General features: G+C 56.7%; 17 protein-coding genes. 7 read left to right on the top strand and 10 right to left on the bottom strand.

Annotation, left to right across the window (positions count from 1 at the left end):
• Positions 1-42: 42 nt before the first annotated feature.
• The 4 genes from AC07TV_RS16760 to AC07TV_RS16745 are packed head-to-tail and all read right to left on the bottom strand — an operon-like array spanning position 43 to position 3,933.
• Entirely contained in the window at positions 43-1,584 is a 1,542-nt protein-coding gene (locus tag AC07TV_RS16760) for a glycosyltransferase family 39 protein (RefSeq protein WP_494649504.1), read from the bottom strand.
• A 43-nt stretch (positions 1,585-1,627) separates the two neighbouring features.
• On the bottom strand, positions 1,628-2,008 hold the full coding sequence (locus AC07TV_RS16755) for a hypothetical protein (protein ID WP_494649503.1): 381 nt from the start codon (positions 2,006-2,008) through the stop codon (positions 1,628-1,630).
• Positions 2,009-2,017: 9 nt separating this feature from the next.
• Positions 2,018-2,440, bottom strand: coding sequence for a DNA polymerase III subunit chi (locus AC07TV_RS16750; protein ID WP_494649502.1), 423 nt, complete (start codon positions 2,438-2,440; stop codon positions 2,018-2,020).
• Positions 2,437-3,933 carry a leucyl aminopeptidase gene (locus AC07TV_RS16745; protein ID WP_494649501.1) on the bottom strand — a complete coding sequence of 499 codons (1,497 nt, stop codon included), beginning with the start codon at positions 3,931-3,933 and terminating at the stop codon, positions 2,437-2,439. The genes AC07TV_RS16750 and AC07TV_RS16745 overlap by 4 nt, the downstream gene beginning before the upstream one ends.
• A gap of 72 nt (positions 3,934-4,005) precedes the next feature.
• On the opposite strand from AC07TV_RS16745, the gene lptF reads away from it, so the two are divergent.
• Positions 4,006-5,082 carry an LPS export ABC transporter permease LptF gene (gene lptF / locus AC07TV_RS16740; protein WP_494649500.1) on the top strand — a complete coding sequence of 359 codons (1,077 nt, stop codon included), beginning with the start codon at positions 4,006-4,008 and terminating at the stop codon, positions 5,080-5,082.
• A 4-nt stretch (positions 5,083-5,086) separates the two neighbouring features.
• Positions 5,087-6,172 carry an LPS export ABC transporter permease LptG gene (lptG, locus tag AC07TV_RS16735; protein ID WP_494649499.1) on the top strand — a complete coding sequence of 362 codons (1,086 nt, stop codon included), beginning with the start codon at positions 5,087-5,089 and terminating at the stop codon, positions 6,170-6,172.
• Here the strand turns inward: lptG and AC07TV_RS16730 are convergent, their stop codons facing one another.
• From AC07TV_RS16730 to AC07TV_RS16715, 4 genes are read right to left on the bottom strand one after another with little or no spacing between them, the layout of a single operon-like run.
• A complete protein-coding gene (locus AC07TV_RS16730; protein WP_494649498.1) occupies positions 6,173-6,586 on the bottom strand; it encodes an RDD family protein in 414 nt (137 codons plus the stop codon).
• Positions 6,586-7,143 (bottom strand): DUF3106 domain-containing protein, encoded by a 558-nt coding sequence (locus AC07TV_RS16725; protein WP_494649497.1) that lies wholly within the window; start codon positions 7,141-7,143, stop codon positions 6,586-6,588. The genes AC07TV_RS16730 and AC07TV_RS16725 overlap by 1 nt, the downstream gene beginning before the upstream one ends.
• Complete coding sequence (locus tag AC07TV_RS16720; RefSeq protein WP_494649496.1) at positions 7,113-7,496, bottom strand: DUF3619 family protein; 384 nt, start codon at positions 7,494-7,496, stop codon at positions 7,113-7,115. Before AC07TV_RS16720 ends, AC07TV_RS16725 begins: the two co-directional genes overlap by 31 nt.
• Positions 7,493-8,056, bottom strand: a complete 564-nt coding sequence (locus AC07TV_RS16715) for an RNA polymerase sigma factor (protein ID WP_494649638.1) — start codon at positions 8,054-8,056, stop codon at positions 7,493-7,495. The genes AC07TV_RS16720 and AC07TV_RS16715 overlap by 4 nt, the downstream gene beginning before the upstream one ends.
• 117 nt (positions 8,057-8,173) lie before the next feature.
• Here AC07TV_RS16715 and ilvB point away from each other — a divergent pair, with 117 nt between their 5' ends.
• From ilvB to AC07TV_RS16690, 5 genes are all read left to right on the top strand, one after another.
• Positions 8,174-9,874: a biosynthetic-type acetolactate synthase large subunit gene (gene ilvB / locus AC07TV_RS16710; RefSeq protein ID WP_494649495.1), complete on the top strand. Its 1,701-nt coding sequence runs from the start codon at positions 8,174-8,176 to the stop codon at positions 9,872-9,874.
• A gap of 19 nt (positions 9,875-9,893) precedes the next feature.
• Entirely contained in the window at positions 9,894-10,385 is a 492-nt protein-coding gene (gene ilvN, locus AC07TV_RS16705) for an acetolactate synthase small subunit (RefSeq protein WP_494649494.1), read from the top strand.
• 28 nt (positions 10,386-10,413) lie between these two features.
• Positions 10,414-11,430: a ketol-acid reductoisomerase gene (gene ilvC / locus AC07TV_RS16700; protein ID WP_494649493.1), complete on the top strand. Its 1,017-nt coding sequence runs from the start codon at positions 10,414-10,416 to the stop codon at positions 11,428-11,430.
• Positions 11,431-11,605: 175 nt separating this feature from the next.
• Positions 11,606-12,358, top strand: coding sequence for a CDP-diacylglycerol--serine O-phosphatidyltransferase (pssA, locus tag AC07TV_RS16695; protein WP_494649492.1), 753 nt, complete (start codon positions 11,606-11,608; stop codon positions 12,356-12,358).
• A 12-nt stretch (positions 12,359-12,370) separates the two neighbouring features.
• Positions 12,371-13,912, top strand: a complete 1,542-nt coding sequence (locus tag AC07TV_RS16690; protein ID WP_494649491.1) for a 2-isopropylmalate synthase — start codon at positions 12,371-12,373, stop codon at positions 13,910-13,912.
• A 29-nt stretch (positions 13,913-13,941) separates the two neighbouring features.
• Here the strand turns inward: AC07TV_RS16690 and AC07TV_RS16685 are convergent, their stop codons facing one another.
• Entirely contained in the window at positions 13,942-14,313 is a 372-nt protein-coding gene (locus AC07TV_RS16685) for a DUF2069 domain-containing protein (protein ID WP_494649490.1), read from the bottom strand.
• Positions 14,314-14,315: 2 nt separating this feature from the next.
• On the bottom strand, positions 14,316-14,906 hold the full coding sequence (gene wrbA / locus AC07TV_RS16680; protein ID WP_494649489.1) for an NAD(P)H:quinone oxidoreductase: 591 nt from the start codon (positions 14,904-14,906) through the stop codon (positions 14,316-14,318).
• Positions 14,907-14,918: the final 12 nt, after the last annotated feature.

The following is a 14,918-nucleotide window of genomic DNA, read 5'->3' as shown; positions in this document are numbered from 1 at the left end:
AAACCCATGATTATACCCGCGATTGTTAGCCTTCCTTGCCTGCTAGTTGGATGTCTCCATGATCGCCGTGCCCCAGCTCGAAGTCCGGTAGCCGAGCGGTTTCCACAGGTGCTGCCAAGGCAACTCGACGATACCCGGTGGCACTAGTATCTGGGTGGCGGCCGTGGCATTGCGCAAGTCGGCCGGCATCTCGGCGTTCTTGTCCGATACCGGCCAGACGACGGCGATTTTGTTGCCGTCACCAGCCGGGGTGGGCAGGCCGGGCATCACGACGCGGGACTCGGGGAAAAAGCGACGGAGGTTGCCGCCGACATGGGGGTCGTTGACGATGATCGTTCCCCGGTCAAATCCCTGCTCGCGCAGCTTGTCGGCAAGTTCTGGATAGGGTACGGCCCAGCGGCAGCGCGAACAGAACGGCTCGTAGACGAACAGGTTGCCGCTGCGCACGGCGTAGGCAGTAATCGTGAACCCGAGCAGGACGGCCATGAAGACTTGCACCCGGCGTGGCGTCGGGTTGGTTTCGCGGGCTTTCTCGGTCAGCCAGGGAATGGCGATGACGAGCATCGGCAGGATGCTGTGCACCGCGTAGTTCGAGCGCGAGTAGAGGAGGCCGTTGAAGAGGACAAGTCCGCTCAGTTCGATGAGCAGAATATGGAACAGGTACAGCTTCGGATCGAAGGTGAGCGGATCGGTCGAGCGCAGCCGGGATTGCCGGAAAATGGTCCGGAATATGGCCGGAAAGACCATCGGCAGGATCACGGCATAGGGGGCCAGTACGAGCAGCGGAAAGGTCAGGGCATCGCGCAGGCCACGGGCAATCCCGGCTGACGAATGGGTGGGGATTTCGGGGAACAGGTTGGTTCCGAGAGAGATTAAACGTTGCGGATCGGCTGCAACCCAGAGCGCGTACGGGGCCACGATCAGCAGGGTGACCGGTAGCGACGCCAGCATTGGCAGGGAGAACACCGTTTTCCGCATGGACGGCTGTAACCAGGCGGCGAGCAGGGTGGCGAACAGGGCAAAGGCGTAGATGTGCTCGGTGAGCAGGCCCAGCCCGATCAGTGCTGCCAACAGGAGGTAGTTGCCACGATTCGGTCGATCAACAAGGCGAAAGACGGCCCAGACGGTAGCGACGGCCAGCACCATGGCGCCGACGCGATGGGTAAAGCCTTCGTGAAATCGCCAGAAAATCTGGTAGACCGTGGCCATCGATTCGACGGCGATGAACGCCCAAAGTGCGCTTTGCGTGATTTTTTGGGTGATTTGAAAAAGGCAGCCGGCCATGCCGACCAGCAAGGCGTACTTGAGGAACAGAAAGCCTTGCAGGCCGCTGCCGAAAACTTGCTGCACGAGCCACAGTGCCCAGTCGTAAAGCGGACCGTGCTGTGTGTTGTAGCCCGCCGTGAGTGTCTGGGCGAGCAGGTTGTCGAGCGGGTCGTCTTCGCCGAGATTACCTGATGAAAACAGTCGGGTCAGCGCGTGAATCGTTGTGTAGATGGCGACAATCAGGATGACGCCAGACAGCGTGAAAGGAAAGCGGGGGGCTGCCGTCGGGGCAGGGCTGAATGAATTGCTCTGTTTCATGAGGATTCTGGGTGATGGCCTTACGGCCGCGGTCGGCAGCAGACTAACCGTTCTCGATCATTTCCTGTTCGGCCAGAAATTCTCGGATGGTCGAACTGATAATTTCGGGCAAAGCGGCCTTTATTCGGTCCTCAATGCGGCTGGTGAGTTCATAAATTAACTCGTCACGCAAGGCCGAAGAGTCTATGGCCGATGGGGCCTCTTGCGATGCCGGCAGCGAAATATCAGCAACTGGTTCGATGGTTGTTTCGATCTGCTCCGGAAAGTCTTCCATTTCCGGCTCTGGCACAATTTCGGTCAGAACTGGAATGTCGTCAATTTGATCGATGCTGTCGGTCAGGATCGGAATGTCGTCAAATTCGTTGTCGCTCTGGCGTCTGCGCTGCATCAGTGCATCTGCTCGGGCGATGATGGGGCTGGGCACGCGGTTTCCTTAGCGGTCGCTGAGATCGAAGTAGCGGACTTCGTAGCCGCGATCCTTGTAGAACTTGACGCGCTCTCTGGCCGCCGTGCGGTCGCTCTCTTCCTGACCAACGACTTCGATCAGGCTTTCGAAACGCGAAAAACCGGGCGGGATTTCCTGGCTCAGGTTCATCAGGCGTTCGTCCTGGGCGATTGTTTCCAGGTTGTCCGTGATCAGGATTGGCGTTTCAGCAGCCAGTGGCGAATCGGCCCGGCAATGCGGCACGAAACTGAGCGCGGAGTGCGTCCACAGCATGCGGTCGACGCTGCTGGCGACGGTGTTATCGAGGGCATAGACCAGCATCGGCTTTTTCTTGGCGTAGGCCCCGCTCAGCAAGGCGCAGGCCGCGGCGATCTTGTCCGTCGCGCCATGATAGAAAAAAACCTGGGTCAATTGAGCTTGCCTGCGCGTTGCAGCAGGTAATGCGTCAACAAGGGTACTGGCCGGCCCGTGGCGCCTTTGTTGGTGCCGGATTTCCAGGCTGTACCGGCGATGTCGAGGTGGGCCCAGTCGAATTTCTTGGTGAAACGCGACAAGAAGCAAGCTGCTGAAATGGCGCCGCCCCAGCGTCCGCCAATATTCGCCATATCGGCAAACGGGCTTTTGAGCAGTTCCTGGTAGTCATCCCACAGCGGCATGTGCCAAGCGCGGTCGTAGGCCTCGTCACCGGCATCGAGCAGTTCGCGGGCAAGGGCGTCCTTGTTGGCGAACAGGCCGGTGGCGACGCTACCCAGCGCAACGACGCAGGCCCCGGTCAGCGTGGCGACATCGATCACCGTATCCGGCTCGAAACGCTCGGCATAGGTCAGTGCATCACACAGGATCAGGCGGCCTTCGGCATCGGTGTTGAGGATTTCGATGGTCTGGCCAGACATCGAAGTGACGATATCGCCGGGGCGTGTCGCCTTGCCGTCAGGCATGTTTTCGGTAGCCGGAACGATAACAGTCAGATTGATCGGCAATGCCATCTTCGCAACGGCATGCATGGTGCCGAGCACGCTGGCGGCACCGCACATGTCGTACTTCATTTCGTCCATTTCGGCGCCAGGTTTCAGCGAAATGCCGCCGGTGTCGAAAGTGACGCCCTTGCCAACGAGTACGACCGGTTTATCGGCGGCCTTGCCGCCCTTGTAGCTGAGAACGATGAGCTTGGGCGGTTGGTGCGAGCCATGGGCAACGGCAAGCAAGGAATGCATGCCCAATTTTTCCATGTCGGCGCGATCCAGAATTTCGCAGCCCAGCTTGAACTCCTTGGCCATGGCTTGCGCCTGCTCGGCCAGATAGGTCGGATGGCAGATATTTGGCGGCAGATTGCCCAATGTTTTGGTTATGGCAACCCCTTCAGCGATGGCCAAGCCCTGGCTCAGCGCCTCTTCGGCAGACGCCAACTCATTGCGTCTTTCAACGCTGAGCGTCAGCTTGCGCAAAGGGCGCCGAACATCTTCCTTCTTGCTCTTGAATTGTTCGAATTTATAGGTCGAATCCTGCGCGGCCAACGTTGCCTGACGAATACGCCAGCCGATACTACGTTTTTTGACGGCAAGTTCGGTCAGGAAGATGGATGCATCAAAAGCGCCGGTTTCGTTGAGAACTTTGACGGAAGTGCTGATGGCACTGCCGAATTCCTTTTCGCGAAATTCTTTTTCCTTGCCGAGGCCGACGAGCAGGATGCGATCGCACAACGTCCCGGGAACGTTGTGCAGTAACAGGGTGCTGCCGGATTTTCCTTCCATGTCGCCGCGCCGGACAATATCGGCAATGTATCCGCCGGATGCCTTGTCGAGCAGTTCGGCCGGAAGGGTAAGTTTTCGCGATTCGAAAACGCCGACGACGACGCAGGCGGTGCGCTGTTTCTCCGGGCTGCCACTTTTTATGCTAAATTCCACAAGCTGCTCCTGATCAAGGAAATATCAGTTTCCGAGGGATTATCCTCGCATTTTTTTCGGTTTCGTCAAAGCATGATATTCGAACGCGCCGCACGGCGCGAATTTGCTCAGGCAGCCGCCGGCATCAGCGTTGCGCTGCTGGCAATCCTGGCTTCCATACTGTTGATTCGCCTTTTGAAAGAGGCCGTCGGTGGGCGCATTGTGCCCGAGGCGGTAGCCTCGCTGCTCGGCTTCGCCTTGTTGAATTTCATGCCGCTCGTACTGAGCTTGATGCTTTTTGTGTCGATTCTACTGAGTTTGACGCGCGCTTACCGCGATTCCGAAATGGTTGTCTGGTTTTCTTGCGGCTTGCCGCTTACGGCATGGTTGCGACCGGTACTCATTTTCGCTCTGCCTTTCGTGCTGGTTATTGCAGCCCTGGCTGGGTTTCTCTCGCCGTGGGCCAATTTCAATACTGCGCAGTATCGGCAAGTCCTGTCAGCACGCAGTGATGTTTCGCAGGTTTCTCCGGGTGTTTTTCAGGAATCCAAAGCAGGCAAGCGTGTTTTCTTTGTCGAGGCGCTCGATGAGGGAGAGGCTCTGCTCGGAAATATCTTTGTGGCGAGTTTCCAAGACGGAAAACTGGGTGTAGTGGTCTCGGATCAGGGGTATCAGGAATTTGCAGAAAACGGTGACCGCTTTGTTGTTCTGGAAAAAGGGCGCCGCTACGAAGTCGAGCCGGGTTCTCCCGAGTTTCGTGTCATGGAATTCGAGCGCTACCGGGTGCGCACGGAGGATGGTGAGGCCAAGCCTGCGGAGCCTTTGCCTAATCGACTGTCGATGCCAGAACTCCTCAAGGACGACAGTAACAAGGCCCGTGGCGAACTGCTTTGGCGTATCGGGATACCTGTATCTGCACTCATTCTGGCTCTGCTGGCCATCCCCCTTTCCTATGTCAATCCGCGTGCTGGTCGCTCGGCTAACATGCTGATTGCAGTGCTTATCTACGCCATTTACAGCAACCTGTTATGGGTTGCCCAAGCCTGGGTTGCTCAGGGCAAGCTCTCTTTCTGGATCGGTGTTTGGGCCATCCATGCCGTCATGCTGGTGCCGCTTTTGCTGCTGTTTTACCGGCGCATTGCCGTGCGCATGCCTTGGCAGGGGAAGTAGTCCAGTGTTTAAGGTAAATACGCACCAACGCTATCTGATGCGAGAAGTCCTTGCAGCAGTGCTTCTTGTCTTGCTTGCCTTTTTGGCCTTGTTCAGCTTTTTTAACTTTGTTGATGAGCTAAGGAACGTGGGACGGGCCGACTACACCGCAGGGCGAGCCGCGCTATTTGTGGCGCTCGGCTTGCCGGGGCTGGTCTACGAACTGATTCCGATAGCCGCCCTGATCGGCACTTTATACGCGCTGTCTACGCTGGCCAGGCATTCCGAACTCACCGTGTTGAGGGCCTCTGGTTTGGCCACATCGGACCTGCTGATGACGCTATTTCGCACAGCTGCCATGCTTGCCTTGTTAACCTTTGTGTTTGGTGAGGTTCTGGTGCCGTTTACCGAGCGCTTGGCTCAGGAAATCAAGGCCAAGGCACTAAGCAAGGTTATCGCCCGCAGCGGTTTGGAGAGCGGTTTGTGGATCAAGGATGGGCGCAGTTTCATCAATATTCGCAAGGCCAATCCGGACGCTACGCTGGAGGGGGTGCGGATTTATCGATTTACTGCGGAAAACACGCTGGAGTCGGTGACTGATGCACGGGAGGCGAGCTTTCAGTTGCCTGACCGTTGGCTCCTAAAAGGGGTGGTCAGGACGATTCTCGATGCCGATACCTCTCGCGTCGAATCGAGCGATGCATCTGAGTGGCATTCTGCGGTCAACCCGGATTTATTGGCTATTTTGACCGTTGCCCCGGAGCGGATGTCGCTCTATGGTCTGTTCAACTACACCCGGCATCTGGTCGAAAACAAGCAAAAGGCCGAGCGCTACCAGATTGCGCTCTGGAAAAAGCTTGTCTATCCGCTGACCGCGCTGGTCATGGTCGCTCTGGCGCTTCCGTTTGGCTATTCCCATAACCGGGTTGGTGGTGTCAGCCTGAAGATTTTTGCCGGGGTCATGCTGGGCATACTTTTCTATGCCCTGAACGGTCTGTTCTCGAATCTTGGCGTGATTAACTCGTGGCCCCCATTCGCCAGCGCAACCGCACCCGCAGCGCTGTTTTTGGTTGCAGCCATGGGGATGTTGTGGTGGGTGGAGCGCCGCTAATTAAGGCGCGCTGACAATTCGCGTTCCGGCAATTCTGTCATGCAGGAACTGACCGTCCTTGTCGAAGAGTGCCCAGAAAATCCCGATGCCGAGCAAGAGAATACTTGGCCATGCAGCCAGGTAGCGAAGCACAGCCTGCAAAGGGCGGAGAGTTGTTCCCTCGGCGGAAACAATGCGAAGTTTCCACGTCTTCATTGGCAGGGTTTGCCCGCCATTTAGCCAGCACCACGCAAAATAGACCAACAGCAACAGCAAAACGTGAAGCCAAAGCAACCTGGGCGATAGCTCGAAATGGAACCCCGAAAGGGCAATTTGCGGTAGTAGAAAGCCAATCAGCAGGATGGAAAAAATGACCAGGCTTTCATACAGCATACAGACCAGTCGGCGTCTGATGCCGGGGAGTGAAGTTTGCATCAGCGCTTGCTTGTTTCTACGGCTGGCGGCTGGCTTGGAATGCCGGCTGCGGTTGTGGACGGGGTGGTCGTGACGTTTGTCGCTGTAGTCGCTGAGTCAGTTGGCGGCACCAGCAACTTCGACGACTTGCTGTTTTCACGGAGCAGTTGCCGTTGTTCGGGCGGCAGATTCGTATAGGCATCCCACTTCTGCTTGACCACCTGTTTTTGCTCCGAAGGCAATTGATTGAAGTCCCTGTATGAACTTCTCACCTTGGCGCGTTGCTCCGGTGTCAGGTTGACCCATTCGCGCATTCGATACTGCATGCGTTGTTGTTCGTCCGGCTTCATGTTCGGGTAGCGCTCGGCGATTCCCAGCCATTTTTTCTTGCGGATGTTCTCCATGCTGTCCCAGTCCTTGGCGAGCGGGGCGAGAATGTCCTTTTGCTGGGTACTTAACTGGATCCATCCGGGTTGTGGCGGCGTGCCAATGATTGCCGATGTGGGCGGTTCTGCGGCAACGACGGTAGTCAGGCTAAAGCAGAGGATTATTCCTCCGAGGAGTCGTCTTTTAACCATTCGAAGAAGTCGTTATCCAGAAAAGCATCGGGGGGAAGGTCGTCAGTGAGCAAGGCGCTATCCACATCTTCCAGTTCAGTGACGTACTGGATGCTATGCCAATAGAAAGAAATCCACATGCCGAGCAGCAAGGCCAGAACTGCAAGAGCTTGCTTGAGATGGGGGGTGTAGGCGCCGCTTCGGAATGACCAAGTGCCAGCGTTGGCAGTCACCAATTCTGGCTCGGCCTGTTTTTGATGTGCCAACGCCAGATGGCGAGCTGCTTCCAGCCTCCGCGACGCAGCCGGCGGAATGTCGTTCAAACCAAGATTCAGCGCTTGCCGAATCCGATATGCGTAACGGTCTTCGTTCATAGTTTTATACCTCTTGCCGACAGGGCGGCTGCCAGCGCGTGAGTGGCGCGCGAGCAATGGGTTTTGACGCTGCCTTCCGAGCAACCCATCGCCACCGCGGTCTCTGCGACGTCCATGTCTTCCCAATAACGCATGAGGAATGCTTCACGTTGACGTGCAGGTAGTTTTTTTATTTCCTCATCGATCAGATTGAGTGTCTGGGCCTGTTGCAACTTGCTTTCCGGTGTTCTCGGGCCGGCATCGTCTTCATCGGCGGCCAGTGTTTCGAGCGGGTCGTAGTCCTCGTCGCCGTCCGGGGAGAAGGCTGATAGCAGCGTTGTCCACATTGAGCGGACCTTGCTCCGGCGGTAAAAGTCGCGAATGGTGTTCTGCAGGATTCGCTGGAAGAGCATCGGGTACTCTTCGTCGGGTCGGTCGCCATACTTTTCCGCCAGCTTGAGCATGGAGTCCTGAACGATGTCTAGTGCAGCATCTTCATCGTGGACGGCAAACATCGCCTGTTTAAAGGCGCGGCGCTCGACGGATTCAAGAAAGCTGGAAAGTTGTTGGGGTGATGACAGGGTCGTCTCTTCCGAAAGTTCTTGAGCATTATAGGGAAATGCCGGGAAACCTTGACCGAAAATGGTCGGTCGATTAAGGTTACGCCCTTTTACGCGATAGCTTTTTTGGGCTCAAGAATGATGATCAGCGGTGCAGAAATTGTAATCAGGTGCCTGCAAGAAGAAAAGGTCGATTGTGTTTTCGGATACCCCGGTGGTTCCGTTTTGCATATCTACGACGCCCTTTTCAAGCAGGATCAGGTCAAACACATTCTTGTTCGCCACGAACAAGCGGCTGTTCATGCTGCGGACGCCTATTCACGGTCTTCGCAGCGGGTTGGCGTTGCGTTGGTGACGTCGGGGCCTGGTGTGACGAATACCGTGACCGGTATTGCCACGGCCTACATGGACTCCATTCCGATGGTGGTGTTGACCGGTCAGGTGCCGTCGTTCTACATCGGCCAGGATGCTTTCCAGGAGTGCGATACGGTCGGTATCACTCGTCCTTGCGTCAAGCACAATTTCCTGGTCAAGGACGTCAAGGATCTGGCGATAACCATCAAGAAGGCTTTTCACATCGCCTCGACCGGTCGTCCCGGTCCGGTGGTGGTTGATATCCCCAAGGATATTACCGCCCAGATGTGCGAGTTCGATTACCCGAAGACGATCCAGATGCGCTCCTATAACCCTGTGGTCAAGGGGCATCTGGGTCAGATCAAGAAGGCTGTGCAGATTCTGCAGGAAGCCAAGCGTCCGGTGATCTATACGGGGGGCGGGGTCATCCTTTCCGATGCGGCCGAGCAGTTGACCAAGCTGGCGCACAAGCTGAACTTCCCGGTGACCAATACCCTCATGGGCTTGGGCGGCTATCCGGCGACGGACAAGCAGTTCATCGGCATGCTCGGTATGCATGGCACCTTCGAAGCCAATAACGCGATGCACTATGCCGACGTGATTCTGGCCATTGGCGCCCGTTTTGATGATCGCGTGATCGGCAATCCGGAGCACTTTGGCGAAGAGAAGCGTCGTGTTATCCATATCGATATCGATCCTTCCTCGATTTCAAAGCGTGTCAAGGTTGATGTGCCCATCGTCGGCAATGTGCCGGATGTGCTGGAAGAGATCGTCAAGCTTATGGACGGCGGTTTCAAGACCGATCCCGAAGTAGCCAACTGGTGGAGGCAGATCGACGAGTGGCGTGGCCGTGATTCCCTGCGTTACAAGCAGTCCGAGCACATCATGCCGCAGTTCGTTATGGAAAAGCTCTATGAGGTGACTGGCGGAAATGCCTTCATCACTTCGGACGTCGGCCAGCACCAGATGTTTGCTGCGCAGTACTACAAATTCGACAAGCCTCGCCGCTGGATCAACTCCGGCGGTCTGGGCACCATGGGCGTCGGCCTGCCGTATGGCATGGGCGTGCTGATGGCCAATCCGGATGCGCAGGTGGCCTGTGTGACAGGCGAAGGTTCGATCCAGATGTGCATTCAGGAACTGTCGACCTGCAAACAGTACGGCTTCCCGATCAAGATCATCAACCTGAACAACGGCATGCTGGGCATGGTCCGGCAGTGGCAGGAAATGTTCTATTCCAAGCGCTACTCGCAGTCCTATGTCACCTCATTACCTGATTTCGTCAAGCTGGCAGAAGCCTACGGGCATGTCGGCATGAAGATCGAAAAACCGGAAGATGTGGAACCGGCATTGCGCAAAGCCTTTACCGAGCACAAGGATGACCTGGTCTTCATGGACTTCATCATCGATCCGGGTGCCAATGTCTTCCCGATGGTTGCGGCTGGCAAGGGCTTGACTGAAATGATCCTCGCTGAAGATCTGTAAGCGAGGGAGGAAAAGAACAATGCGACACATCATTTCCATCCTGATTGAAAACGAATCGGGTGCTCTCTCCCGCGTAGCAGGGCTTTTCTCGGCCCGTGGCTACAATATTGAATCGCTGACCGTGGCACCGACGGAAGATCCCTCGTTGTCGCGGATGACCATTCTGACATCCGGCTCCGACGAGGTGCTGGAGCAGATCACGAAGCAGCTCAACAAGCTGGTTGACGTGGTCAAGGTGGTCGATCTCTCCGAAGCCGCTCACGTCGAGCGCGAACTGATGTTGATCAAGGTTCGCGCCACCGGCAAGGACCGCGAAGAGATGAAGCGCATGGCCGATATTTTCCGTGGTCGTATTATTGACGTTACGGAATCGACCTATGTTATCGAGTTGACCGGCGCAAGCTCGAAGCTCGACTCCTTCATCGCCGCGCTCGATGCAGGCCTGATTCTCGAAACCGTCCGTACCGGTGTCTGTGGCATCGGTCGTGGCGATCGTATTCTTAAAGTCTAACTATCTATCTGTACACAAAGAGGATTTCATGAAAGTTTATTACGACAAGGACGCCGATCTCTCCCTCATCAAGGGCAAGAAGGTCACCATCGTTGGTTACGGCTCGCAGGGCCATGCCCACGCCCAGAACCTCAAGGATTCCGGCGTCAAGGTCACTGTCGGCCTGCGCAAGGATGGTGCTTCCTGGAAGAAGGCTGAAGCCGCTGGCCTCAAGGTTGAAGAAATCGCCAAGGCCGTCAAGGGCGCCGACGTGGTCATGATCCTGTTGCCGGATGAAAACATTCCGCAGGTCTACAACGAAGAAGTTGCTCCGAACCTCAAGAAGGGCGCTGCCCTGGCCTTCGCGCACGGCTTCAACGTGCATTACAACCAGGTTGTTCCGCGTGCCGACGTCGACGTCATCATGATCGCCCCGAAGGGTCCGGGCCACACCGTGCGTTCCGAGTACCTCAAGGGTGGCGGCGTGCCGTCCCTGATCGCTGTGTATCAGGACGTCACCAAGAAGGCCAAGGACATCGCTCTGTCCTACGCTGCTGCCAACGGTGGTACCAAGGGCGGCGTCATTGAAACCAACTTCCGCGAAGAGACCGAAACGGACCTGTTCGGCGAACAGGCTGTTCTCTGCGGCGGCGCAGTTGAGCTGGTCAAGATGGGCTTCGAAACCCTGACCGAGGCTGGTTACGCTCCGGAAATGGCCTACTTCGAATGCTTGCACGAACTAAAGCTGATCGTCGACCTGATGTACGAAGGCGGCATCGCCAACATGAACTACTCGATCTCCAACAATGCCGAGTTCGGCGAGTACGTGACCGGCACCGAAGTCATCAACGAGCAGTCCCGTGCCGCCATGCGCAATGCGCTGAAGCGCATCCAGAACGGTGACTATGCCAAGATGTTCATTCTTGAAGGTCGCACCAACTACCCGGCCATGACGGCTCGCCGTCGCCTGAATGCCGAGCATCCGATCGAAACGGTCGGCGGCAAGCTGCGTGACATGATGCCGTGGATCAAGAAGAACAAGCTCGTCGACCAGACCAAGAACTAATTTGCCGGTTGCGGGCTCGGTAGCGCATTGTTGTTTACGCTTGCCGTACTAATGTACTGTGTTCGCGTGCGCGCCTAGCGCTACCTTCGCTTTGGGCGGTGTGGGAAACCTCACCGCCCAAGTTGTTTGGGGGATAGGTGTATCCTTGCACCATTCTGGATGATTCTATTAGCCAATGACCGAACTCAAACCCCGTAAATCGCTGTTCAATCCTGAAGTGAAGCGGCGTGGTATTTATTTGCTGCCCAATCTGTTCACTACGGCGGCCCTGTTTGCTGGCTTCTTTGCCATCGTGCAGGCGATGCAGGGTGACTTCGCGCGGGCGGCGATGGCGATCTTCATTGCCATGGTCCTTGATGGACTGGACGGCCGCGTGGCGCGTCTGACCAATACGCAGTCGGCCTTTGGCGCCGAATACGATTCGCTGTCTGACATGGTCAGTTTCGGTGCGGCCCCGGCGCTCGTGATGTACGAATGGGCGCTACGCGATATGGGGCGCCTGGGTTGGATCGCTGCTTTCATTTACTGCGCCGGTGCTGCCTTGCGTCTGGCTCGCTTCAATACGACGCTCGAGGTGATGGATAAGCGTTATTTCCAGGGCTTGCCATCGCCGGCCGCGGCAGCGCTGGTTGCCGGGCTGGTCTGGGTCATGATCGAGACGGGTATTTCCGGTAGCGATGTGCGCTGGCTCGCTTGCGTGCTGACGGTGTTTGCCGGTGTGACCATGGTTTCCAATATTCGCTTCTATAGTTTCAAGGACATCAATCTGAAGAAGAGTGTGCCTTTCTTTGCGATTGCGGCGATTGCCCTGGGATTTGCGCTGGTTGCCTATAGCCCGGAAATTGCCCTGTTCGGCTTCTTCGTTATTTATGGTTTGTCGGGCTACGTTCAGGCTGCAATCAGCTTGTTCAAGCGTAAAGCCCTGTAGTTCGGAGTATTTATGAAACAGCATCTGGTTATTTTTGATACGACCCTGCGTGACGGCGAGCAGAGCCCGGGCGCATCAATGACGCGGGAAGAGAAGATTCGCGTTGCCCGCCAACTCGAAAAGATGCGGGTCGATGTTATCGAGGCTGGCTTTGCCGCCGCTTCCCCGGGAGATTTTGATTCCATCCTGGCCATTGCTCACGCGATCAAGGATTCGACCATCTGTTCGCTGGCGCGCGCCAACGAAAACGACATCAGCCGGGCTGGCGAGGCGATCAAGCCGGCGAAGTCGGGCCGTATTCATACCTTTATCGCGACTTCGCCCATTCATATGGAAAAGAAGCTGCGCATGACGCCAGACCAGGTGGTCGACCAGGCGGTCAAGTCGATTGGTTGGGCTAGACAATTCACTGATGACATCGAGTTTTCGGCTGAGGATGCCGGACGTTCGGAAATCGACTTCCTTTGCCGCATCTTTGAAGCGGTCATCAAGGCCGGTGCCAGGACCATTAATGTCCCGGATACCGTTGGCTACGCCATTCCGTTCCAGTACGCTGAAACCATGCGCCAGCTTATCGAGCGTGTGCCGAATGCCGACAAAGTGGTGTGGTCGGTGCACTGTCACAACGATCTCGGGCTGGCGGTTTCCAATTCGCTGGCGGCTGTGTTGGCTGGGGCGCGTCAGGTCGAATGTACGATCAACGGCCTTGGCGAGCGCGCCGGTAACGCGGCACTTGAAGAAATCGTCATGGCCGTGCGCACGCGTCCGGACGTTTTTGAGCTCGAAACACGGATCGATACGACGCAGATTGTCCCGGCGTCCAAGCTGATCTCACAGATTACCGGTTATCCGGTTCAGCCGAACAAGGCGGTGGTCGGGGCCAACGCCTTCGCCCATGAGTCCGGTATTCATCAGGATGGCGTGCTCAAGCATCGCGAGACCTATGAAATCATGCGCGCGCAGGATGTCGGCTGGTCGCAGAATAAACTGGTTCTTGGCAAGCACTCGGGGCGCAATGCTTTCAAGAGTCGTCTTCAGGAACTGGGTATCGAGCTGGAGAGCGACGAAGCCGTCAACGCCGCCTTCGCCCGCTTCAAGGAACTGGCTGACCGCAAGCACGAAATCTTCGATGAAGACCTGCACGCGCTGGTTTCCGATGAGGTGGTGACCCCTGACCAGGAACATTACAAGCTCCTCTATTCGCACGTTTGCTCTGAAACGGGCGAGATGCCCCATGCCAAGGTAATCCTCAGCGTTGGCGGAGTCGAGCAAAAGGGTGAGGCTGAGGGCGGAGGTCCTGTCGATGCGACCTTCAAGGCGATCGAAAGCATCGTCAATAGCGGTGCGCAGTTGATGCTTTACTCGGTCAACGCGATCACTACCGGTACCGATGCTCAAGGTGAGGTGACGACGCGTCTGACCAAGGCTGACCGCATTGTTAATGGCAATGGCGCTGATACGGATATCGTCATCGCTTCGGCCCGCTCATATCTGAATGCGCTGAACAAGCTGCATTCTTCGCTCGACAAGGTGAAGGCTCAGGGCGACGTCTGATTCGACGTTAAACCCACGCGAAGGCCGCTTCAGCTCTGCTGGGCGGCTTTTTCTTCTTTGGGACCGCGGGTGGCGCGGACGAAAAGAATGGTCAGAACGAAAAGAGCGGTGGCCAGAACGGTCTCGACCACCGCTAGTTGCTGGATAAGACCGTGGTCGCTGGTGGCGCGCAGTAGCCCTTCCATCAGGTAGAACTGGATGAACAGTGACAGCCACTTGTAGGTGTAGCGTTTGCCGCGCAGGATGCCAAACAGCGGAACGAGGAGGAAAGCGCCTTTCAACACCATCCATGAACCGCCCGGTTTTAGCGGCGCCAGCCAGCCTTCCCAGGCCAGGCAAAGGAAAATCAGCGCGATAAGGCAGGCGCTGGCGGAAATTTGATAGCGGGTGGCGGATGTCACGGTCAACTCAGTTTTTTGGCTAAATTTGAAATGCGTTGTCCCTGGACGAAAGCCAGGCGGCTTTCGGCTTCGGTCAGCATCGGATTGCCTGTCGTCCCTGCGACGTGGCTTGGGCCGTAAGGTGTCCCGCCGGCAATTGTCGAAGAGAGCTCGGGTTCGGTGAAAGGCAGGCCCATGATCAGCATGCCGTGATGGAGCAGGGGCAGCATCATCGACAGCAAGGTGCTTTCGTTCCCGCCATGCTGGCTGCTGCTGGAAGTAAAGACACAGGCAGGCTTGTCGGCCAGTGTGCCGTTTTGCCAGGTGGTGATGGTGCCATCCCAGAAATATTTCATCGGCGCCGCCATGTTGCCGAAACGAACCGGGCTGCCCAAGGCCAGGCCGGCGCATTCTTCAAGGTCGGCGAGCTCGACGTAGGGAGCGCCGGATTTTGGAATATCCGGTTCGGTGGCTTCGCAAACGGCTGAAACTCGGGGGACGGTACGCAGGCGAGCCTGCATGCCGGGAACCGATTCAATGCCGGCGGCGATGCGTTCGGCCAGGGCGCGGACCGAGCCGCGGTGGCTGTAATAGAGGACGAGAATGTCTTGCATGGTCGGCTATTA

It is taken from the genome of Azonexus sp. GW821-FHT04F04 (assembly GCF_059420025.1).
Note: the sequence above shows the minus strand (reverse complement) of the source record. Positions and strands in the feature narration are given on the sequence as shown.